The sequence below is a fragment of the Butyrivibrio sp. MC2021 genome (genome assembly GCF_000621605.1).
GTDB lineage: Bacteria > Bacillota > Clostridia > Lachnospirales > Lachnospiraceae > Butyrivibrio.
In genome coordinates this window covers 929,218-951,738 of sequence record NZ_JHXX01000001.1, presented here as the reverse complement: position 1 = coordinate 951,738, position 22,521 = coordinate 929,218, and the positions used below count along the sequence as shown (strand labels likewise).

20 protein-coding genes and 1 other RNA gene are annotated in these 22,521 nt (G+C 45.2%); all 21 read left to right on the top strand.

Features of this window, described 5'->3' with window-relative positions; translation table 11 throughout:
- Positions 1-23 precede the first annotated feature (23 nt).
- The 21 genes from T359_RS0103950 to T359_RS0103850 all read left to right on the top strand — a co-directional run bounded on the left by T359_RS0103950 (position 24) and on the right by T359_RS0103850 (position 22,476).
- Complete coding sequence (locus T359_RS0103950) at positions 24-194, top strand: hypothetical protein (RefSeq protein ID WP_026516348.1); 171 nt, start codon at positions 24-26, stop codon at positions 192-194.
- 92 nt (positions 195-286) lie between these two features.
- Complete coding sequence (locus T359_RS19230; RefSeq protein WP_051544895.1) at positions 287-802, top strand: GNAT family N-acetyltransferase; 516 nt, start codon at positions 287-289, stop codon at positions 800-802.
- A gap of 160 nt (positions 803-962) precedes the next feature.
- Positions 963-1,835: an NAD-dependent epimerase/dehydratase family protein gene (locus tag T359_RS0103940; protein ID WP_026516347.1), complete on the top strand. Its 873-nt coding sequence runs from the start codon at positions 963-965 to the stop codon at positions 1,833-1,835.
- A gap of 88 nt (positions 1,836-1,923) precedes the next feature.
- Positions 1,924-2,220: a hypothetical protein gene (locus T359_RS19225; RefSeq protein WP_051544894.1), complete on the top strand. Its 297-nt coding sequence runs from the start codon at positions 1,924-1,926 to the stop codon at positions 2,218-2,220.
- 16 nt (positions 2,221-2,236) lie between these two features.
- On the top strand, positions 2,237-3,424 hold the full coding sequence (locus T359_RS21285) for a VCBS repeat-containing protein (RefSeq protein ID WP_051544893.1): 1,188 nt from the start codon (positions 2,237-2,239) through the stop codon (positions 3,422-3,424).
- Between the two features lie 167 nt (positions 3,425-3,591).
- Positions 3,592-4,032 (top strand): hypothetical protein, encoded by a 441-nt coding sequence (locus T359_RS0103925; RefSeq protein ID WP_026516346.1) that lies wholly within the window; start codon positions 3,592-3,594, stop codon positions 4,030-4,032.
- Between the two features lie 55 nt (positions 4,033-4,087).
- On the top strand, positions 4,088-8,020 hold the full coding sequence (locus tag T359_RS22385; RefSeq protein WP_026516345.1) for a SpaA isopeptide-forming pilin-related protein: 3,933 nt from the start codon (positions 4,088-4,090) through the stop codon (positions 8,018-8,020).
- Between the two features lie 27 nt (positions 8,021-8,047).
- Positions 8,048-8,506: a DUF6465 family protein gene (locus T359_RS21280; RefSeq protein WP_051544892.1), complete on the top strand. Its 459-nt coding sequence runs from the start codon at positions 8,048-8,050 to the stop codon at positions 8,504-8,506.
- Positions 8,506-8,832, top strand: coding sequence for a hypothetical protein (locus tag T359_RS19210; RefSeq protein WP_051544891.1), 327 nt, complete (start codon positions 8,506-8,508; stop codon positions 8,830-8,832). The genes T359_RS21280 and T359_RS19210 overlap by 1 nt, the downstream gene beginning before the upstream one ends.
- 99 nt (positions 8,833-8,931) lie before the next feature.
- Positions 8,932-9,939, top strand: coding sequence for a deoxyguanosinetriphosphate triphosphohydrolase (locus T359_RS0103905; RefSeq protein WP_026516344.1), 1,008 nt, complete (start codon positions 8,932-8,934; stop codon positions 9,937-9,939).
- A 40-nt stretch (positions 9,940-9,979) separates the two neighbouring features.
- Positions 9,980-11,758 (top strand): DNA primase, encoded by a 1,779-nt coding sequence (gene dnaG / locus T359_RS0103900; protein ID WP_026516343.1) that lies wholly within the window; start codon positions 9,980-9,982, stop codon positions 11,756-11,758.
- Between the two features lie 462 nt (positions 11,759-12,220).
- On the top strand, positions 12,221-13,408 hold the full coding sequence (gene rpoD, locus T359_RS0103895; RefSeq protein ID WP_026516342.1) for an RNA polymerase sigma factor RpoD: 1,188 nt from the start codon (positions 12,221-12,223) through the stop codon (positions 13,406-13,408).
- The gene (locus tag T359_RS19200) at positions 13,408-14,175 is read left to right on the top strand and encodes a class I SAM-dependent methyltransferase (RefSeq protein ID WP_051544890.1); all 768 of its coding nucleotides are present in this window, start codon (positions 13,408-13,410) and stop codon (positions 14,173-14,175) included. The genes rpoD and T359_RS19200 overlap by 1 nt, the downstream gene beginning before the upstream one ends.
- Positions 14,176-14,194: 19 nt before the next feature.
- Positions 14,195-15,847, top strand: coding sequence for a nucleoside kinase (locus T359_RS0103885; protein ID WP_026516341.1), 1,653 nt, complete (start codon positions 14,195-14,197; stop codon positions 15,845-15,847).
- A gap of 212 nt (positions 15,848-16,059) precedes the next feature.
- Positions 16,060-16,689, top strand: coding sequence for an RNA polymerase sigma factor (locus tag T359_RS0103880; RefSeq protein WP_242839038.1), 630 nt, complete (start codon positions 16,060-16,062; stop codon positions 16,687-16,689).
- Positions 16,682-17,548 carry a hypothetical protein gene (locus T359_RS0103875; protein WP_026516339.1) on the top strand — a complete coding sequence of 289 codons (867 nt, stop codon included), beginning with the start codon at positions 16,682-16,684 and terminating at the stop codon, positions 17,546-17,548. Before T359_RS0103880 ends, T359_RS0103875 begins: the two co-directional genes overlap by 8 nt.
- 57 nt (positions 17,549-17,605) lie before the next feature.
- Positions 17,606-18,085: RNase P RNA component class A (gene rnpB, locus T359_RS21375), an RNA gene on the top strand.
- Between the two features lie 379 nt (positions 18,086-18,464).
- On the top strand, positions 18,465-19,328 hold the full coding sequence (gene kduI / locus T359_RS0103865; protein WP_026516338.1) for a 5-dehydro-4-deoxy-D-glucuronate isomerase: 864 nt from the start codon (positions 18,465-18,467) through the stop codon (positions 19,326-19,328).
- A gap of 48 nt (positions 19,329-19,376) precedes the next feature.
- Complete coding sequence (locus T359_RS0103860; protein ID WP_026516337.1) at positions 19,377-20,231, top strand: gluconate 5-dehydrogenase; 855 nt, start codon at positions 19,377-19,379, stop codon at positions 20,229-20,231.
- A 54-nt stretch (positions 20,232-20,285) separates the two neighbouring features.
- Complete coding sequence (locus tag T359_RS0103855; protein ID WP_026516336.1) at positions 20,286-21,248, top strand: bifunctional 4-hydroxy-2-oxoglutarate aldolase/2-dehydro-3-deoxy-phosphogluconate aldolase; 963 nt, start codon at positions 20,286-20,288, stop codon at positions 21,246-21,248.
- Between the two features lie 202 nt (positions 21,249-21,450).
- The gene (locus T359_RS0103850; protein WP_026516335.1) at positions 21,451-22,476 is read left to right on the top strand and encodes a sugar kinase; all 1,026 of its coding nucleotides are present in this window, start codon (positions 21,451-21,453) and stop codon (positions 22,474-22,476) included.
- Positions 22,477-22,521: the final 45 nt, after the last annotated feature.

Below are 22,521 nucleotides of genomic sequence, written 5' to 3'. Positions count from 1 at the left end.
GGAAAAAGCAGAAAGGAGCAGTTATGGAGACCTGGTATTATATAGTAGTAAGTATTGACGGCGACTATGCCAATTTAAAGAGAACAGACATTGAGTCCGAGGACCTTAAGCTTGTGGCGAGAGCTCTTTTACCGGAGGGTATAGCAGAGGGCACACAGCTAAAATATGAGTTCATGCAGTACTCAATTATTTAAATGATGTAGTTCAAATGGTTGTAAGTCGCTTTTTTATTGGGTATAATCGTACTAATTTTATTCGTGATGGGGGGTAACAACAGGAGGAATGTATGATAAAAACAGAAAGATTAACCCTTGAACCCTTTGATATGAAGTATCTGGAGGCATATCACAATAACTTTAACAGCGAGATAACCAAATATCAGTGGCCGGATCCTTTCGAAACCATCGATGATGCCAAGGCTCTTCTGCAGGATTTCATCGATGAGATGAATGCGGGAGCAGGCTTATGTTATTCCATTTTAAACAGTGACGGGGAATTTGTTGGAAGCGCAGAGGTTCACGGCCTTCAGGAGGAGTGCCCTGAGGTGGGTATTTGGCTTGTTGAGAGCCAGCAGAGGAAGGGATATGCCTTTGAGGCTTTAAGCAAAGTTCTCGATTATGTTTGTACAGAGTATAAGAAAGAAGTATTTTTCTACGAAGCAGATGTTCGCAACGAGGGAAGCAACAAGCTTTTGAACAAGCTTTCCGAGAAGTTCGATATCATCGAGCAGGGGGTAGAAGAGCTTGTAACTGACTCAGGAAAAGAGCTTCAGCTGAAGGGAAATGTTTTAAAGAAAAAATAATAAACAGGAGGACCACTTACCAAATGATAAGTGGTCCTTTGTTGCATCAAAAACTCAGTATTTAAGGCAAGTAGCGGCCACAAAAAAGTTGTAACCCGCATATTTATTGAGTATAATCAGAAAAATAAGATACAATCGTGATAAAAAGGGGATTTTACTCATGAAAATACTGGTTGTTGGCGGGACAAGATATTTTGGAATTCCAATGATAAATGCACTGCTTGCGAAGGGACATGATGTGACCATTGCCACAAGAGGAAACACAAAGGTGGATTTTGATGGAGAAGTAAGCTATGTTACTCTCGACAGGATGGACCCGGGAAGTGTAAAAAATGCTTTGGAAAACCGGAAGTTTGATGTGATCATTGATAAGATTGCCTACGGCTCCAATGATGTAAAAGCTCTTTTGGAAAATGTCAGCTGTGACAGATATATTCAGATGTCTACCTGTTCTGTCTATCAGAGAAATCATGGGGACATAACTGAGGATGAGTTTGTAACCGCGGAATATCCATTGGAATGGACAGGCAGATTAAAAGATTATCCTACGACCAAGCGCAATGCAGAGAGGGCAGCACTGGAATATATGGACCCGTCAGCCTGTACTTTCGTGCGTTATCCTGTTGTACTTGGAGAAAACGATTATACCGGAAGATTTCGTTTTTACCTGGAACATATCTGGAATGAGCAGCCTATGTACGTGGATTATCCGGACTCAGCAATGTCTTTTATCTACGAGAAAGAAGCCGGAGAATTTATCGCATATATTGTCGATCATCCCATCAGCGGCGCTGTGAATGGCTGCTCCAACGGAACAATCAGGATTTCCGAAATTATAAGTTATGCAGAAAAGAAGCTTGGGAAAAAGGCTGTCTTGGCCGAAAACGGCGACCCTGCTCCCTATAACGGAGTGGAGGATATACTGAGTTTTAGCACAAATAAAGCAAAAGAAGCAGGTTATGCTTTCTCTGATTTGGATAGCTGGATATACAAGCTGATCGATTATGAAATTGCAGCCTTAGGACAGCGGTAGAATAGATTATGAGTAGAAGATGATAATTATCAAGAAGATGGAAACCGATGATGAAAAACGAGGCAACGGCAATTAGAATGGTGAAATAATGAAATACAGAGAAATGACTGAGAACGATCTACAGTATGTAGTCGGGAAAAATATTGAATACTACAACACAGTTGAAGACTGCTGCTGGACCTATGAAAAAGCCTATAAGAGGATTCATCAGGTGCTGACAATGGAAGATTCGATGTGCCTGGTTCAGATGGATCAGAATGATAATATAACCGGATATCTTATGGGGTATTTCAAAGAATATGATGATAAGCATAAGAAGTTCTATTCCGGATTAGGCTTTTATCCGGTAAACAATTTTGTGATGATGGGAAAGTTTATGGATTGAATAAAGGAGACTAATGATGAAAAAAGTAATTAGTGTTATTGGGATCATTATGCTAATGACAACGATGCTTGTGGGATGCGGCAAAGGGGCAACCTTTGACGGCAGCAAAACAGGGGATGGGGATCATTTTGACATTGAGTTCAAGGTTTTGAACACATCATTTTCCCATGATCTGGAATTAAAAGAGGGTGAGAGCCTTGATGTTTCAGTAACTAAAGAATCCGGTGAAATTTCTCTTTTGATCCAGTCCGAAGATAAGGAGCCTTCATACCGCGGCGATTCCATGGATACTTCTGATTTTAAGGTAACCGTTTCCGCTGACGGTACTTACACTGTTACTGTAACAGGCAAGAAGGCAAAAGGGCATGTTGTGGTTAAGAGGTCTGACTCATCCATGACAGAAGATGCGTCTGCTATAGATATGTCCTCAGCCATAGAGGCAATATCTGAAGCACTGGCAGAACCTGCATCAGATACCGTAACAGAAGCCGATACAGAAACGGAGAGGTCACCCTTTGATCTTTGGGAATATGAAGGCTATGTAGATGAATGTAACACCTACACCTGGCAGGAGGAATTTCTGAACTGTGATTATGACGGCGACGGCAAGAACGACAGAGTTAGCCGCAGCTGGAATGAAGATAAGGAAACAGTCATCTACACAATAGAGTTCGGCAATGGCGATAAGCTGGTTACTCCTGAAGGCTGGGAAACCGGTTTTCCTCATATTCAGTCCGGAGATCTTGACGGAGACGGTGAAAAAGAGATTCTGGTAACCCTTACCTATGACACCAGCACAGACCCATACTCCTTCGGTGAAATGTGGCTTTTTGACCGGGCTTCCGGAGAGTATGTTGAAGCAGAGCTTCCTCTGGTGAAAATAGAAAACGGAGCCAAGGGCTTTAATGTGGATTATGAAAAGCCTGAGGACAATAAGATCACATTTACCCTTAGAGAAGCAGGTTTAACAAGAACAGAAGAAGTAGATGAAGACTACCTTTCCAACTGGTGGTCAGAGAATCTCACAACACAGCAGCGACCTGTTTTTTACGCCGAAATAATTGATGAAAGCAATCCGGTATTGAGATGTTACGTGGCGCCCCTTCACAGGTGGGGACCCATGATGGGCTTTAACCTTAATTATGTGAACGGAAAATATGAGATCGGTTACATTGAATTAGATTCACCTGATAGCTGGGGCTGATGGGGAAGAAAAACGCCGGAAGCCGCTACAGGGCTTGAATAATAGGTCTTGTTGTGTTATAGTACGTTTAAATTTCTACGCAGTTATATTATGTGTGGCTTACTAGCGTTATCGGTAGGCCGTTTTTTATCCTGAGTACTGAAAAATAATTCCAAAAAGAGGGGAAAATGATGGACGATAATTTTGAGGCTACAAGTACGGATAATGTTGCTACAAAAGAGAACCAGGATGTATTGACAGAAATAAGGGACCTTTCCAAAAAGAGACTGCTTCTACAGAGAATCTCAACAGGATGCATGGTGGGGACGCTCCTGGTGGTTCTGGTAGCAGCACTTTTGATGGTTCCGAGGGCTACAACAACTCTGAATCATATCAACCAGGTGGCAGTTAAGGCGGAGGATTCCCTGGCCAAGGTTGACAAGATGACAGCCAGCATGGAGTCCGCCAGCGATAATCTCAATGAACTGGTAAATGCAAATGGGGAGGCACTCAGTTCAGCTGTGAAGTCTATGTCAGAGGTGGATTTTGACGGACTAAACAAGGCAATAAGCGATCTGCAGGAAGCAATCGGACCTTTAGCAAACTTCATGAGCAGATTCGGCAGATAATATATATATTTTCTTATTGGGGAGAAAAAAGTTTTGTGGGAGGCGTATTCAAGGAATGAAGAATTATGTAGTTAGAAGATTGTTGGTAGGAGCACTGACTCTGACCACTCTTTTCTCCACCATCGGTTCTTTGGACATTTTCAGAATGGATGGAGAAACTGTCACTGCATCTGATTATATTAATGATGATGCAGAGTATTCACTGAAAGATATTTCTTTTGCGGAAGAAGCAGATCTGGATGCATCAGGGGAGGCATCAACTCAGGAACCTGCTGAATCTGCATCTGAGGGATCCGGAGAGGCATCATCTTCGGATGTTTCATCAACAGAAAATTCAACAGATAATAGTGAGGATGCTTCATCAGAGGCGTCATCAGAGGAAAACGGCGCAGCAGCTCAGGTGTCATCTCAGGATGCCCCGGCCACTGATGCTTCTTCAGGCTGCAGTTCTGTGGAGGAGGCTTCTTCAGACAGCAGTTTTACAGAGGAGGCAGCTTCAGAGAGCAGTTCCATAGAGGATGCTTCTTCTGAGAGCAGTTCAGCAGAGGATGCAGCGGATCAGGCTTCCTCAGAGGCTTCGGATGATTCGGCCGCGGCAGCTTCTTCTGAGAAGGAACCAATTAAGAATGATCTCAGCAATCCGGATTTCGGAAAAGTTGACAACTTTAAGATTCCTGAAGAAATAGGAGACATTGATGAGGAGTTCAGCCTTTCCTTTGATTTCCATGTATATGATGCAGAGTCTATTCCGGATGGAGTATTTACTTACACTTTACCGGATACCCTTGATTTTACCGGCATGCTTAATAAGGAGATCGAGGTCAAGGATGGAGATCAGGTAATAGGTAAGGCTGTTTTCACAGCGCCTCATGTTATTACCTTCGTGATCAATAAGGACTACCTTGAGAACAAGCCCAACGGCATAAACGGAAGTCTGAAGCTTGAGTGCAAGCTGAGCAACGGAGGAGATATCGGTGATGATCCCGTGGCCATTGAATTCCCCGGCGGTCCCACCAAGTATATCGAGGTTAAAAAGCCTGTTATCACCGCCACCAAGGATCCTGTAGAGATCCGCTCCGGTGAGGCCAATTTCAAGGTCGTATTCGATGTATCCGCAGACACCGATGATTTTACAATCACTGATGTACTGGGAGAGAACCTTGAATTTGTACAGGGCACATGGTCCTTTAAGTCAGAGAACAACACCAACATTCCTGCCACCTATGAGCTTGCGGATGCACATACTCTCAATGTAAATGTGGGTAAGATCAAGAAGGGCAGATATATCCTCAGATATACAGCCAAGGCAACCAAGCTCCAGGATGCAGTTGCTACCGATGCCATTGAGAAGGGCTATGGAAATACAGCAAAATGGCAGTGGAAGGGCTGCACCGGTGAGCATCAGGTTATTAGCTATGCTACCTGCGCCACCAATCACTACTGGGTAAGGAAAACAAACAGCGGAACCATTTCAGCGGATGGCGTTGCCTGCTGGATCGTATATGTTAACGGCGGAAGTCCTATGGATATCGCAGGTAAGACTCTTGTGGATGTCCTGGACGAGAGAATGGAGTTCTCTGATACCTCAGTTGAGATCGAATACTCCAAGGATGGCAAGTCCTGGAAGCATTTCGATTATGCGACAGGAATCAGCAAAGAGGGCGATAACTGGACACTGAAGTATACATTCCCGGAGAATGCTCCCGCATACAGCTACAGACTTAAGTATTACACCAAGATTACGGATGTGCCTTCTACCAGCACCAAGTACAACAATGATGTTTATCTCTATGACAGTGAATCCCTCATTGGCAATTCCAGTGCAACTCAAGGGTACTATCACTATGGAAAGTTTGATTCCCGTATTGAGAAGAATGTTTTCACCAAGAGAGATGCACAGGGTATCGTGACCTGGAAGACAGATTTCACCGTTAACGGCCCGAGGGATAATTACAGCATCACCATCAAGGACATCATTGCTCCTGCCTCAGATACAGGAATGCTTGCCGGCAAAAAGATCGGTGTAAAGATGCTGGAGGGCATTGAGCTTTACAAGGTTGACGATAAGGGCAATAAGACTCCCGTAACCAAGTATGATGTAAAATATGCCAAGGATTCCTTTACTCTTACTGTGGAGAAGCTTGAGCCCGGAAGCTATGAGCTTTATTACAAGACTCAGGATTACTACGGAACAGAAGATAACCACTCATTCCCTCAGGGAAGCACCATTGACATAGTGAACCACACAGAGCTTATCATCGACGGCAAAACGGTTGGAGATGATGCCTCTTATCCTATCGTAACCGAGGGACTTCCCATGCATAAGGAAGCACTTAAGGGTTACTATGAGGACGGTCATTATGTGATTCCCTGGAAGATCTACATCAACAGAAATGAGCTGGGACAGACCAATGCAGATATTGAGACCGGCGCAGATGCGGTTGTGACCGAAGTTCTTCCTGATAAGCTTGTTTATCTTGAGGGTTCAAGTGTTATCACAAAGGCTGACGGAACTACATTCTCATTAGAACCCAAGGCTGAGAAGTCAGCAGAGCTGGGGGATGTTCTTAAATGGAACTTCAAATGGGAAAAGGCCGGCGACAACTTCTACATTTTAGAGTTCAAGTCCTATATTGATGACGAGTACCTTACTGAGATAAAGAAGATGGCTCAGAATGACGGTACTGAAACAGTATCTTTTGACAATAATGTTATAGCTACCGTTGGAGGAAGCATTGGCGGAACCAATGCCAGCAGCGTAGAGGAGTTCACATTCCTTAAGAAGACCTCCGGACTTAATGAAGAGGCGCAGCAGATCGAGTATGAGATCGTAGTCAATAAAGAGGCTGTGGACCTTAAGAAGGACAGTGACACACTGGTTCTTGAGGACAGGCTTAAGAACGGATTCTTTGTGCCGGGAAGCCTTAAGGTATATTATTATTACGGAACAGAAAATGAGGTTCCTCTTTCAGAGGATGCTGTTAAATCCTATGATGAGGGCAGAGTGTTTAAGATAACCGTTCCCGACAGCACAGCTCTTTTGGTTAAGTATGCTGTTAAGCCTGACACAGACAGCGGCAGGGAAGTGACCGATTCAACAGTTGAGGTTGATGTTTCCAACACTGCTATACTTCATGCTGATATCTCCAATTCCTCCAAGGTTGAGAAGCAGTATACGGTTAAGGATGTATCTGCCAAGATCTCAAGCAGCAGAGGAAGTGTTAAGATCTACAAGGTAGATAAGGAATTTGTTCTTGCAGGACTTGCAGGTTGTGAGATTGGCCTTTACAGAGTTGATCTTAAGACCGGAGAGAGCAGTCTTGTGGCTGAGAAAACCACTGATGATGAGGAGTTTGCCGTAATATTTGATGTGGACGGAAAGTACAACTCTCTCATCTTTGATACACTTTATTACTATCAGGAAAAAGTTGCTCCAAAGGGCTATCAGATCGATGAGACAAAGCATTATTTCCTGTTCAAGGGAACCAAGTTTGACAGAATAGATGCCGATCTTAAGGCTTTCCTGGGAGATGAATATGACAAGGTGACATTTATCGAGTACAGGAAGGGCAACAACAGGTATGAGTTTACCTTCACCAACAGTAAGATTCCGGTTGAGCCGGAACCTGAACCGGAGCCGGAACCTGAACCTAAGCCTGAACCCGAACCAAAGCCGGAGCCTAAGCCTACTCCGAAGCCTACACCGGAACCGGCTCCCACTCCGGAGCCAACCCCTTCAGAGGAACAGCAACCCGCTCAGGAGAGCACTGTAACAACAGAGAGCAGCGTAGTTCCGGATCTTCCTGAGGTCCTCGGAGCTTACAGAGATCAGAGCTCTGATCTTCCACAGGTTCTGGGAGTAAGACGAGGAGAGACTTCCGACAGGAATATGACATCTTCATATATCATTTTGCTTCTGGCAATAGCTGTACTGGCCGGTACTTTGACTAGAGTAATTAAAGAGCATAAAATAAAAAAAGAATCATAATTTGGCATTTACTTTAGGAGGATCACCGTGGATAAGAAGACAACAGAAGAAAAGCTAAAGGAACTTGCAAAGGAAGTAACGGATGCTGCGGAGCCCGTTATCAGAGATATCAAAACCAAGGCAGAGCCGGTTTATGATGATGTTATGACCAAGGCAGAACCTGTTATCAGGAAGGTCAGAGAAAAAGCCGCTCCCGCAGCGGAGGTTGTTAAGAAGAGATCCCAGAGGGCGACCAAGGTTGCCAAGGCTGTGGGACAGGATATAGGCATTCTGGCTGCCAAGCACAGATGCAAGGAAGAGGTATTCGTCCAGTACAACAGCCATGAGCTCAGAACAACAGACATCATTGAGAAGGCTAAAAGGGACTTTATTAATCGCGGCAACAGCGTGACCGACATCAAGGAAATACAGGTTTATATCAAGCCTTCCGAGAATGCCGCTTATTATGTTGTAAACCACAGTGAAACAGGCAGGGTGGATTTTTAATGGCAATTGAGTTAAATACATTTTTTAATCTGATGCACTATGAATACGGAGAGGCTTTCTTTGGAAGCTACAAGGGAATGAGGTACAGACTGGCAAGGGAACCCCTTGAGAATGTCAAGTTCACACCCATTGATAAGAGAGGACCGGCAACGCTTCTTGCAACAGTATGGCCTGAGCCCTACTCCTATTCAGAGACCGACAAGGCCCTGATGACATCGGAGGATTTTGAGGTTTCCCAGGAAGGCCTGGAGAAAGCCGTTGAATGGTTTAACAAACAATATGAAGAGCGAATCGCCCTTTGGACCAATGCTGAGCAAATTGTTTAAATTTTTTTGAAAATAAAAAAGGTTTTTGGAATCCCACGTCGAATAATAAAGATGTGGGATTTCTTTTTACAGTATCGTACAAAAAAGGAAGAACAAAAATTGAAAATTCGCGAACAACTTGAAGACAGAGAGACCAGGATCTTAAGTAAACATGCTACTCTCAGCATGAATTCCAGAGGAAGGGAAAGAGAAGAAAAGCCTTGTGATATCAGGCCTTGTTTTCAGCGCGACAGAGACAGGATTCTTTATTCCAAGTCTTTTAGGCGGCTGAAGGACAAGACTCAGGTTTTTTTGTCCCCTGACGGAGATCATTACAGGACCAGGATGACTCATACTCTGGAGGTTTCACAGAATGCCAGGACCATTGCCAAGGCTCTTATGCTGAATGAGGATCTGGCGGAGGCCATCGCCTTGGGACATGACCTTGGGCATACCCCCTTTGGTCATGCGGGAGAACGCGCTCTTAATGACGTTAATCCCGGAGGCTTCAGACACAATGAGCAGAGCCTTCGTATAGTGGAGAAGCTGGAGAACTCAGGAATGGGCCTTAATCTTACCTGGGAGGTCAGAGACGGCATTCTCAATCATGAGATGAATCTTACACCGGGTACGTTGGAGGGCAAGGTTGTCAGACTTTCCGACAAGATTGCATATATGCATCATGACATGGATGATGCCATAAGAGGCGGCATCTTAGTTGAGGAGGATGTACCGGCGGACCTCAGGGCCGTGATCGGTCAGTCCAAGAGAGAGTGGCTTGATACCTTTATCCATGACATTATCTCCAACAGCATGGACACTGACAATATTCTTATGTCGGACGAGATCTATGATGCTTTTCACAAGCTTCGTAAATTTATGTTTGAGAGAGTTTATACCAACCCCATTGCCAAAGGGCAGGAGGGCAAGGTTGAGGATATGATCAAGATCCTTTACGGATATTATCTTGAGCATATAGATAAGCTGCCTACCACCATCAAGAAGATGATGGATGAAGGCGAAACAAAAGAGAGAGCTGTCTGTGATTATGTCAGCTCCATGACGGACAGATATGCCGTCGCAGTTTTTGAGGAGATATATGTACCGCGCTCCTGGGGAGTTTTATAAGCAGTAATTATTTATAAAGGTATGAAAAGAGGGAAGTCATTTGCGTTATTCTGATGAAATTATAGAAGAAGTGCGCTCCCGGAATGACATAGTGGATGTCGTAGGACAATATGTTCATCTGCAGAAGAAGGGAGCGAATTATTTTGGACTATGTCCGTTTCACAATGAAAAATCCGGCTCCTTCTCAGTTTCCGGCCACAAGCAGATGTATTACTGCTTCGGATGCGGAGCGGGAGGCAATGTTATCACTTTTTTGATGAAATATGACAATCTGACCTTCCAGGAGGCTATCAAACAGCTGGCGGAAAGGGCAGGAATCCAGCTTCCGGAGGAGGATGAATCTCCTTCAGCCAAGGCTGCCAGGGATAAGAAGCAGATACTTCTTGAGATCAACAAAGAAGCAGCCAGATATTACTACTACCAGCTAAGAGGCAAATCCGGAGAAAAGGGCCTTGAATATTTCAGAAAAAGAGAGCTCACGGATGAGACCCTTCAGCACTTTGGTCTTGGCTATGCCAATGTCACCAGTGACGATCTGGTGAAGCATCTTCGGAGCAAGGGCTTTGATGACAAACAGATAATAGAAGCGGGGCTGGCTTCTTATGACGAGAAGTTCGGAACCCACGATAAATTCTGGAACAGAGTTATGTTCCCTATACAGGATGCCTCCAACAAGGTTATAGGATTCGGAGGCAGAGTCATGGGTGATGGCAAGCCCAAGTATCTGAATTCTCCGGAGACGCCTATCTTTGATAAGAGCCGGAACCTATTCGGACTTAATTATGCCAAGAATTCCCGGGCAGGTTACATGATAATCTGTGAGGGTTATATGGATGTTATAGCCATGCATCAGGCGGGCTTTAACATGGCGGTGGCCTCCCTTGGAACAGCTTTTACCGTGGGACAGGCTATGCTGCTAAAGAGATATACGGATGAAGTCATTCTTTCCTATGACAGCGACGAAGCCGGCACCAAGGCTGCTCTTCGAGGAATAGGAATCCTGAAGGAAGTGGGACTTAAAGGTAAGGTCCTTAATCTTCAGCCCCACAAGGATCCGGATGAATTCATCAAGAATGAAAGCAAAGAAGCCTTCGAGGAGAGGGTCAAGAATGCTGAGAATCCGTTCTTCTTCGAAGTGAGGGTGATGGAGAGACAGCACGATATGTCCGATCCGGATGCCAAGACAGATTTTTACAAGGCGATAGCAAGAAAGCTCTGTGAATTTGAGGAGGCACTTGAGAGAGAAAACTACATACAGGCAGTAGCCGCGAGGTACAATATTCCGGTGGACGACTTAAGACGCATGGTTACCGGCTTTGCCAACCAGGGCGGGATAGTAAGGCCTGCAGAGAGACCAAAGTCAGGCATTCAGAAAAAGATAAATCCCGAGGACGGTGCAAAGAAGAACCAGAGGCTCCTACTTACATGGCTTACGGATGAGCCGGGACTATACCACAAGGTGATCAAGTATGTGTCTCCGGAAGATTTTTCGGATGACCTTTACAGGAGAGTGGCAGGGGAATTGTTTGAAGGCCTTAAAAACGGAGGCTTTTCCCCGGCGGCGATTCTGGATCACTTCCAGGACGAAGCGGAACACGCACAGGTGGCTGAGATGTTCAACACCAACCTGGTGGAGATCGAAACCAGGGATCAGAGGAAGAAGGCCTTCCATGATATCATCTACGGCGTTAAGCTGGCAGGATACGAGAGGCAGAAAAAAGAACTCAAACCGGACGATCCCGAATTTCTGATCAAGACCATTCAGGGTAAGAAGGACCTGGAAAAACTGGCACATACAGAAATATCACCTGATGATTAAGAAAACAAAATCTAATTAGAAAAGGATATAAAACATATGGCTAAGAAAGAAACTGTAAGCAAGGAAACTGAAAAGGCAATAAAGTCTGCTGCTAAGGCAACCAAGGCCGAGGCAGCTAAAACAACAAAGACAGCAGCAAAGAAAGAGACAGCCAAGAAGGAGACTAAAGAGGCTAAAGAAGAGACCAAGGCTAAGAAGTCTTCCAAGAAGGCAGAGGCTGAGGAGGCTGCAGCTGAGGAGAAGCCTGCAAAGAAGACCAAGAAGGCAGCCAAGGCAGAGGCTGAGGAGCCTGCAATCGAGGAGAAGCCTGCAAAGAAGACTAAAAAGGCCGCTAAGGCAGAGGCAGAACCTGCTGAAGAGAAGCCTGCAAAGAAGACCAAGAAGGCAGCTAAGGCTGAGAGCGAAGAAGCATCCAAGGCATCAGCCGACGGAGAACTTGATGATGCCACAAGAGAAGTATTCATGTCCAGAATCAAGGATATCCTTCTTCTTGCCAAGAAAAAGAAAAACGTACTTGAATACGCAGAGATAAATGATTTCTTCGGTGACCTTAATCTCAACGAAGAGCAGCTTGATAATGTTCTGGAAGTTCTTGAGAACTCAGGAATCGATGTTCTTAAGGTTTCAGAAACAGATGAAGATGATGTTATTCCCGATGATGACGACATGCTCATCTCCGATGAGGATGAAGTTGATATGGAGAATATCGACCTCTCTGTTCCTGACGGAATCAGCATTGAGGACCCTGTAAGAATGTACCTCAAGGAAATCGGTAAGGTTCCGCTTCTTACAGCTGAGCAGGAAATCGATCTTGCCAAGGCCATGGAAGCCGGAATCGACGCTGAGAAGGAAATCGAAGAGGACAAGGGCAAGAACAAGATGACCGAGAAGAGAAGGAAGGAGCTTGATGCCATCATCTATGAAGGCAATGAAGCCAAGAAGCGCCTTGCAGAGGCCAACCTTCGTCTCGTTGTAAGTATTGCCAAGAGATATGTGGGCCGTGGAATGCTTTTCCTTGATCTTATCCAGGAGGGTAACCTTGGTCTTATCAAGGCCGTAGAGAAGTTCGATTTCCGCAAGGGATTCAAGTTCTCGACCTACGCAACCTGGTGGATCAGACAGGCTATCACAAGAGCTATTGCCGATCAGGCAAGAACCATCCGTATTCCTGTTCACATGGTTGAGACCATCAACAAGCTCATCAGAGTAAGCCGTCAGCTTCTCCAGGAGCTGGGCCGTGAGCCTCTTCCTGAGGAAGTTGCAAAAGAGATGAACATGCCTGTTGAGCGTGTTCGTGAGATCCTCAAGATCTCCCAGGAGCCTGTTTCACTGGAGACTCCTATCGGTGAGGAGGAAGACAGCCATCTTGGTGATTTCATTCAGGACGACAATGTACCTGTACCTGCAGATGCAGCTGCATTCACACTTCTTAAGGAACAGCTTGTAGAGGTTCTCGGAACTCTCACAGAGCGTGAGCAGAAGGTTCTTCGTCTTCGTTTCGGGCTTGATGACGGAAGAGCAAGAACTCTTGAAGAGGTAGGAAAAGAGTTTAACGTAACCCGTGAGCGTATCCGTCAGATTGAGGCCAAGGCTCTGAGAAAGCTTCGTCATCCCAGCCGCAGCCGCAAGCTTAAGGATTATCTTGACTGATGAATATTGAAGTAAAAATGTCGCAGAGGCTTCTGGCCATTGCGGAAATGTTAAATGGAGATTATCAGGTGGGCACAGTTGCCGATGTGGGCTGTGACCACGGATATGTTTCAATATATCTGGTACAAAAGGGCATTGCCGAAAGGGCAATAGCCATGGACGTAAGAAAGGGCCCCCTGTCAGGAGCTCTTTCTAATATACAGGAAAATGGACTTGAGGACAGGATAACCATCAGGCTTTCCGACGGACTTAAGGAACTTGGTGAAGGGGAGGCTGATGCTCTTGTCATTGCCGGTATGGGCGGAAACCTCATGATCAGGATCCTGGAGGAGGGCGATATTCATCGTCTGGGCCTTAAAAGAGCCATACTCCAGCCCCAGTCAGAGCTTTCCCAGTTCAGGCAGTATCTTCGAGGCAAGGGATATTCCATTGTCCGGGAGAAGGTAATCCTCGATGAAGGTAAGTACTATTTTCCCATGGAGGTGGATTTTACCGGAAAGTCAGCCCGGTTTCTCAATGAGGCAGTGGCATCCCTTACAGAAAAGACCGGCTGTGAAGAGAGCAGCGCTGTCAGTCTCTGTAACCGATTCGGAGAATCCAATATCCTTCGCAGAGACCCTCTTCTTAAGGATTTTCTGATCCACGGAATTGAGGTCAATGCATCTATTTTAAAGAGTCTGTCCGATTCAGAGCACCGTGACAGATATCTTGAACTGCAGGAAGAAAACAAAGAAAATGACATACTTCTTTTTTATCTGACAAAATGAAGATAGAGGAGGCTAATATATGCCTGTTATCACTATTAATGGAGAAAAAAAGGAATACGAAAAAGGTACATCCTTTGAAAAAATAGCAAGGGAATATCAAAAGGACTTCCCCCACAGGATAGCTGCGGTATATTTTAACGGCAAGATAAGAGAGCTTTTTAAGGCTGTAAAAAAGGACGGCGAGCTCTCTTTTATCACCTTTTCTGACAATATCGGCTATGAGACCATGAGAAGGACCGCTGTTATGATCCTTATCAAGGCTTTTCGCGATGTGACAGAATGCAAGGACTCTTCATCTATCAAGGTGGAGTTCACTATCGGAAACGGCTATTATTGCTCTGTTCACGGTGTGCCTGTTACAGAGGAACTGGCACAAAAGGTTTCTGTGAGATTTAAAGAGCTTTGCGATGCGGGAATTCAGATCACCAAAAAGGTTTATCCCCTTGATGATGCCATAGAGATCTTCAGAAATCAGGGCATGAACGACAAGGTTGCACTTCTCAAGTACCGCAGAAGCTCTGAGATCAATGTCTACAGGATCGATGATTTCTACGACTATTTCTTTGGATATATGCTTCCCAATACTTCATATATTGAGAAGTTCCAAGTGGATAAATATCATGACGGACTTATGCTGACACTTCCTACCAAAAAGAATCCCGAGGAGCTGGTGGTTTCAGAGCCCAGGGAAAAGCTCTTTAATACCATGATGCTCTCCAGTGATTGGGGCAACATGATGGGAATTGCCAACGTGGGAGATCTGAACAACATGGTATGCTCCGGCCGCATAAATGAGATGATGCTGGTTCAGGAGGCTCTTCAGGAGAGCAGGATCGCAGATATAGCAAGAAAGATCTTCCAGAGAGTTGATGTTAAGTTCGTAATGATCGCAGGCCCCAGCTCTTCAGGAAAGACCAGCTTTGCCAACAGACTTTCCATACAGCTTCGGACCTATGGCCTTGTGCCTCATCCCATCAGTCTGGACAACTACTTTGTCAACAGAGAGGACACTCCTCTTAACGAGGATGGCAGCTACAACTTCGAGTGCCTTGAAGCCCTTGATGTTGAGAGATTCAATCAGGATATGACAAGACTTCTCAAAGGTGAGAGAGTGGAGATGCCTGAGTTTAACTTCGTCACAGGTAAAAGAGAGATGAACGGCGAGTTCATGCAGCTTGGCAAGAACGACGTTCTGGTTATTGAGGGAATCCACGGACTTAATGAGAAAATGAGTTATGCCCTTCCCAGTGAGTCCAAGTTTAAGATCTATATCAGTGCGCTGACCACCCTTAGCATCGATAATCACAACAGAATTCCAACAACTGACGGAAGACTTCTTCGTAGAATTGTCAGGGATGCCAGAACCAGAGGAGCCTCCGCCAAGAAGACCATCAGCATGTGGGGCTCTGTAAGAGCAGGAGAGGAAGCCAATATCTTCCCCTTCCAGGAGGGAGCAGATGAGATGTTCAACTCAGCCCAGATCTATGAGCTGGCTGTAATTAAGCCCTTTGCTGAACCGCTTCTTTTCAATATCGGCAAGGACGAGCCTGAGTACTATGAGGCCAAGAGACTTCTTAAGTTCCTGGACTATTTTGTAAGCGTAGACAGCTCTATGCTTCCGAAGAATTCTATATGCAGAGAATTCGTGGGAGGCAGCTGCTTTAAAGTTTGATAATGGATATGTGTCAGCCGCAGTGCTTTAAACAGTACTGCGGCTGATTTTTTATATTTATTTTTCTTGGAAATGCAACATTTCAAATGGCTGTTTTGTATATATAGCAGGAAGGCAAATTATGATATACTGTCTTAGAATACAGGCCTTGGACATGCTCATTTTCTGCCCGGGCCGGGAGATATGAAAAGAAAAAGGTTGAGGACAGTAATATGGTAATAACGAAAAACGCAAGTTTTCAGCCATACGGGAGCCTTATGTGGGATATTCCCGATTTGGCAAAGAGCCTTCTTAACAGAATAAGGAATTTCGCCTTATCCATATTTGCAGCCCCTGTGGCAAAAGCCGAACCGGTAGCAGGAGCCACTGCATCCGAGAGGGCAGGAATTCTTATTGATAAATACGGTAATAATATTCTCAGAATGGCTTATTCCTATCTGCATAACATGAGCGATGCGGAGGACATTCTGCAGGATACCCTTATCCAGTACATTAAGACCGAACCTTCTTTTGAGAGTGCTGAGCATGAGAAGGCATGGCTTCTTAGAGTCGCCGCCAATCTTAGCAAGAACAAGATTCAGTACAACAAGCTCAGAGAGACGGACGAGCTGGCTGAGGAACTGGTTTCAGAGGAAAAGTCTGATCTGGCCTTTGTATGGGATGCGGTGAAGGAGCTTCCCGAGAATTTCAGGGAGGTTGTGCACCTTTTTTACCAGGAAGGTTATGCGACAAAGGAGATAGCTGAGATCCTTGGCAAAAACGAATCCACAGTCCGTTCCGATCTTAAAAGGGGCAGGGAAAAGCTCAAAACAATTTTGAAGGAGGCGTATGACTTTGAGTAAATATAATGAAGTTATGGATAAAGTCAAAGTTACAGACGACATGAGAAAACGCATCCTCCAAAATATCGAGAATGCAGATACTTCGAATGTAACTTCTTTTGAAGTAGTAAAAAAGAAAAAGGAAAATAAGATAGTACCCTTTATAAGGCGGTACGGTGCTCTGGCAGCCATGTTCGCAGTGGTTCTGGTTGGCGCCTATGCAGTGTTTGGAACTGTTGGCAGACATGAAATGGGATCCTCAGCTCCTGCGGGCTCCTATGAGATGGCAGAAACAGCCACTATGACAGAGAGTGCCACAGAGGAAGCCATGATAGACGCTGCTCCGGAGGCAGCCATGGAGGCTCCGGCGGCTCCCGCAGCGGGCTCAGATAAGGCAAAATCCGAGATAAACAGCACTCCTATGCCGGCCATGGAGGCTATGGAAGAAGCGGATGAGATGGAGGAAGACAGCGATAGTGCCTTTGAAGTAACTGCCACAGAGTTTGCCTCTGCTTTAGAACTTTCAGAGAATACCGGCGCAGAGATATATGATATTGAGAGTCTTTTGGCAAGATCTGCCGAGACCCATTATCTTGGCTATGAAAATGGAATGGCTGAAATAAGCTACCTGGTGGATGGAGATAGCGTAAGCCTTAAAGCAGTGGCTTCAGCAAACTTTGATGAATTTTTCGTTGAAGGAGATGTTGTTTCCGAGAAGGCAGTGGGAGACTACACAGTTACCCTTTGGGGAGAAGGTAAGACTGTGAAGACTGCTCTTTGGAATACAGAGAATCAGTATTATTATCTTTCTTCCGATAATGGCATGACGGAAGATGAGATGACAGAGCTTGTTTCCGAGGTAATGGAAAAAGGACGATAAATCTGACAGGGGAGACGAGAATCTTGACAATTAAACTTTATTTCATATAATACTTTATGAGCAGGATGGATGATCGCTGCCATACAGACGAAAGGGTATGGGAGAGGAAAGTCCGGGCTTCGCAGGGCAGGATGCCAGATAACGTCTGGTGGAGGTGACTCCCAGGATAGTGCAACAGAGATATACCGCGTTAACGATGAGGCGGGCAGCCGGAGGAGATGTGGCAATTTCATGCTTGCATGATAATTGACATATCGAACTACGGATATGCGACGAATGTCGCGTAACGAGGAATGCTTGCATTCCGAGTGACCGCCGGACTACCTCGTTAGCGTAAGGGTGGAAAGGCAGTGTAAGAGACTACCGTGCTGGTGGTAACATCAGTAGCCATGTAAACCCCATCCGAAGCAAGACCGAACAGAGAGCTATGAACCGGCCCGGTTCGCTTTCAGGTGGGTCGCTTGAGGCTGTCGGTGACGGCAGTCCTAGATAGATGATCATTCACGACATAACCCGGCTTATAGTTCTGCTCATTCATAATATGACAACGGACGAACACGGCCGCAGAATTTTATAATATGCATCCAATCCTCCGATGATGCGAGCATCATCGGATTGGCTACATATTATAAAATCCTGTGGCCGTGTTCTGTTATTTGCAAGATTAAAGACTGAGAGAGGGGGATATAAGCGGGTTTGTAAATGGCTACCATTTTTGGGGGAGGGGGTCAAAAAATTGAATTCAAATTTGTCGTTATTTTAGGTAGACATTATTATTGTTAGTGGGTAAAATGTAAGAAAAATGAAAGCTCTTACATTACGTCAAGATTTGCAAGATTTTGATGTAAAAATGAACTGACAAAGAAAAAAATATACACTATGATGATAGGGTCAAAAGACTATTTAAGGAGGGAATATGGAACTTAGAACCGCATGTTCACCTAAGGACGAAAAATATTATGATACCAAGAGACTGAGAGAAGAGTTTCTTATAGACGATCTTTTCCAGCCTGATACTATTAAACTTGTATACAGCCATATCGACAGAATCATTACCGGATCAGCTGTTCCTGTAAAAGAGGAACTCAAGCTTACAGCCGGAGATGAGCTCAGAGCAGAGTATTTCCTGCAGAGACGAGAGATGGGTGTTATCAACATCGGCGGAGACGGTGTTATCACCATCGACGGCAAGAAATATGAAGTAGCTTACAAGCAGGGAATGTACATCGGAATGGGAGCAAAGGATGTTTCTTTTGCCAGCAAGGATGCTTCCAAGCCTGCTAAATTCTATATCAACAGCGCACCTGCGCACAAGACATATCCTACAGTTCTTATCAAGAGAGAGGGCACTCCTTCAGAGGATGTTGTTATCATCAAGGATGAGAACAAGAAGGAACTTGGAAGTCTCGAGGGCGCCAATCACAGAGTTATCAACAAATACATACTTCCCGGTCAGGTTGAGACCTGCCAGCTGGAGATGGGCATGACAGAGCTTAAGCCCGGCAGCGTATGGAATACAATGCCTTGTCATACACATGACCGCAGAATGGAAGTATATCTTTACTTCGATATCCCTGAGGATGCAATGGTTATGCATTTCATGGGAGAACCACAGGAAACAAGACATATCATTATGAGAAACGAGCAGGCTGTTATCAGCCCCAGCTGGTCAATCCATTCAGGATGCGGCACTCAGGCTTATACCTTCATCTGGGGTATGGTCGGCGAGAATCAGGATTTTGATGACATGGATGACTGCGCTATGCAGGATCTACTTTAATTAAAATATGTAACTAATAAACCAGCAAAAACTAGGAGGTTTTTACAAATGGGAGACTTTTTAAAGAATTTTTCACTTGAAGGAAAAGTAGCATGGATCACAGGTGCTTCATACGGCCTTGGTCTTGCTTATGCAGTAGCTTACGCAGAGAGCGGAGCTAAGATCGTTTTCAACGATATCAACCAGGACCTTGTTGACAAGGGACTTGCTGAGTACGAGAAGAGAGGCATCAAGGCATTCGGTAAAGTTTGCGACGTTACTAAGGAGGATCAGGTTCAGGAGTTCGTTGCAGCTGTTGAGAAGGAAGTTGGAACAATTGATATCCTTGTTAACAACGCAGGTATCATCAAGAGAATTCCTATGCACGAGATGACTGTTAAGGAGTGGAACCAGGTTATCGACGTTGACCTTACAGGTCCTTTCATCTGCTCAAAGGCAGTTCTTCCTGCAATGATGAAGAAGGGCTCAGGAAAGATCATCAACGCATGCTCAATGATGTCTGAGTTCGGACGTGAGACAGTATCTGCTTATGCAGCTGCTAAGGGCGGTCTTAAGATGCTTACAAGAAACATCTGCTCTGAGTATGGTCAGTACAATATTCAGTGCAACGCTATCGGACCCGGCTACATTGCAACACCTCAGACAGCTCCTCTTCGTGAGAAGCAGGCTGACGGTTCAATGAATCCTTTCGACAGATTCATCCGTTCAAAGACACCTGCTCAGAGATGGGGCAAGACAGAGGACCTTATGGGCCTTGCTGTATTCCTTGCATCACCTGCATCTGATTTCATCAATGGTCAGGTAGTTTACATCGATGGCGGTATCTCAGCTTACATCGGACAGGATCCTAACAACCTTGATCCTTCAAAGTTCACAGATATCGACGAGAACGAAGCACAGTAATCGCGGTGTTAATCAATATAAATAGATTAATTAAGATAAAGAAAGGCAATAAAAATGGATAAGATTTGCGAAGAGTTATACAAAATTGGTATCGTTCCTGTAATCGCAATTGACGATGCAAAGGACGCAGTTCCTCTTGCTGAGGCACTTATAAAGGGCGGACTTCCTGCTGCAGAGGTTACATTCCGTACAGCAGCTGCTGAGGAAGCTATCAGACTTATTTCTGAGAAGTTCCCTGAGATGATCGTTGGAGCAGGTACTGTTCTCAATGCTGAGCAGGCAGACAGAGCAAAGGCTGCAGGCGCTAAGTTCATCGTTAGCCCCGGATTCAACAGATCAAACGTAGAGTACATCCAGTCAATCGGAGTACCTGTAGTTCCCGGAACAGCAACACCCGGAGAAGTAGAGCAGGCTATCGAGCTCGGTCTTGACTGTGTTAAGTTCTTCCCTGCTGAGCAGAACGGTGGTATTGCCAAGATCAAGGCTATGGCAGCTCCTTACACAAAGATGCACTTCATGCCTACAGGCGGTATCAACAAGAACAACCTCAATGATTATCTTGGATTCAATAAGGTATTCTGCTGCGGTGGTAGCTGGATGGTTAAGAAGGACCTTATCGCTGCAGGCAAGTTCGATGAGATCGAGGCTATGACTCGTGACGCTGTAAACGCTATGCTTGGATTCACAATGAAGCACGTTGGAATCAACCAGCCTGATGAGGCTTCAGCAGTAGCTACAGCTGAGAAGTTCGACAATCTCTTCGGCTTCACCAAGAAGGTTGGCAACTCTTCTGTATTCGCAGGTTCAGTTGTTGAGGTTATGAAGTCTCAGGGACGCGGAACATGCGGACACATCGCAATCGGAACAAACAACGTTGACAGAGCTGTTTACCACCTTGGCAAGCAGGGCGTTAAGTTCGATGAGAGCTCATTCTCATATGATGCTGATAACCACCTTAAGGTAGCTTACCTTGCAGATGATTTCGGCGGATTCGCAGTACATTTGGTAAGAAATTGAGTGATATAGCAGACGGAAGTCATACAGGATTGTGCTTGCACAAATGACTGTATGACCTCAGGATGCAAACATACATGAGGAAAAAAGATATACGAATGAAATGAGTATATCGATTTCCGAATGTATGTAGCATGTCGAGAACGCAGTGGAGACATGCGTATATCACGATAATATATATTTGAGAAAGAAAGAGGATATAGATATGTCAAAGAAAGTTATTACATTTGGTGAGATCATGCTTCGTCTTCAGCCCGATAACTACCTCAGATTCGTTCAGGTAGATCATCTTGAGGCTACATTCGGTGGCGGAGAGGCTAACGTTTCAGTTTCTCTTGCAAACTATGGTCTTGATTCAGTATACGTTACAAAGCTTCCTAAGCACGAGATCGGTCAGGCAGCTGTTAACTCACTCAGAAAGTACGGCGTTGACACTTCCAAGATCACAAGAGGTGGCGACAGAGTAGGTATCTACTACAACGAGAAGGGTGCTTCACAGAGAGGTTCAAAGTGCATCTACGACAGAGCACATTCTGCTATCGCTGAGGCTGTTCCTTCAGATTTCGATTGGGATGAGATCTTCCAGGGTGCTGAGTGGTTCCACTTCACAGGTATCACTCCCGCTGTAAGCGATTCTCTTGCAGCGATCACTCTTGAGGCTTGTAAGAAGGCTAAAGAGCACGGCCTTACAGTTTCCTGCGACCTTAACTACAGAGGTAAGCTCTGGAGCAAGGAGAAGGCAGGCAAGGTTATGGGCGAGCTTTGCCAGTATGTTGATGTATGTATCGCTAACGAGGAGGATGCTAACGATGTATTCGGTATCGCAGCTTCTTCTACAGATGTTACAACAGGTAAGCTTAACAGAGAGGGTTACATCGAGGTAGCTCAGAAGCTTACAGAGAGATTCGGCTTCAAGAAGGTTGCTATCACACTTCGCGAGTCTCTTTCAGCTAACGACAATAACTGGAGCGCTATGCTTTACACTGACGGACAGGCTTACTTCTCAAAGAAGTATGCACTTCACATCGTTGACCGTGTTGGTGGCGGCGATTCCTTCGGCGGCGGACTTATCTACAGCTGCGTAAACGGATTCGATCCTCAGGCAACAATCGAGTTCGCAGTAGCTGCATCAGCTCTTAAGCACTCAATCGAGGGCGACTTCAACCTTGTTACTGTTGACGAGGTTAACAAGCTTGCCGGTGGCGACGGATCAGGTAGAATCCAAAGGTAATCACCTAGCGAGGTATTTTCGAGCTTGGTGTACTACCTTGTTCGG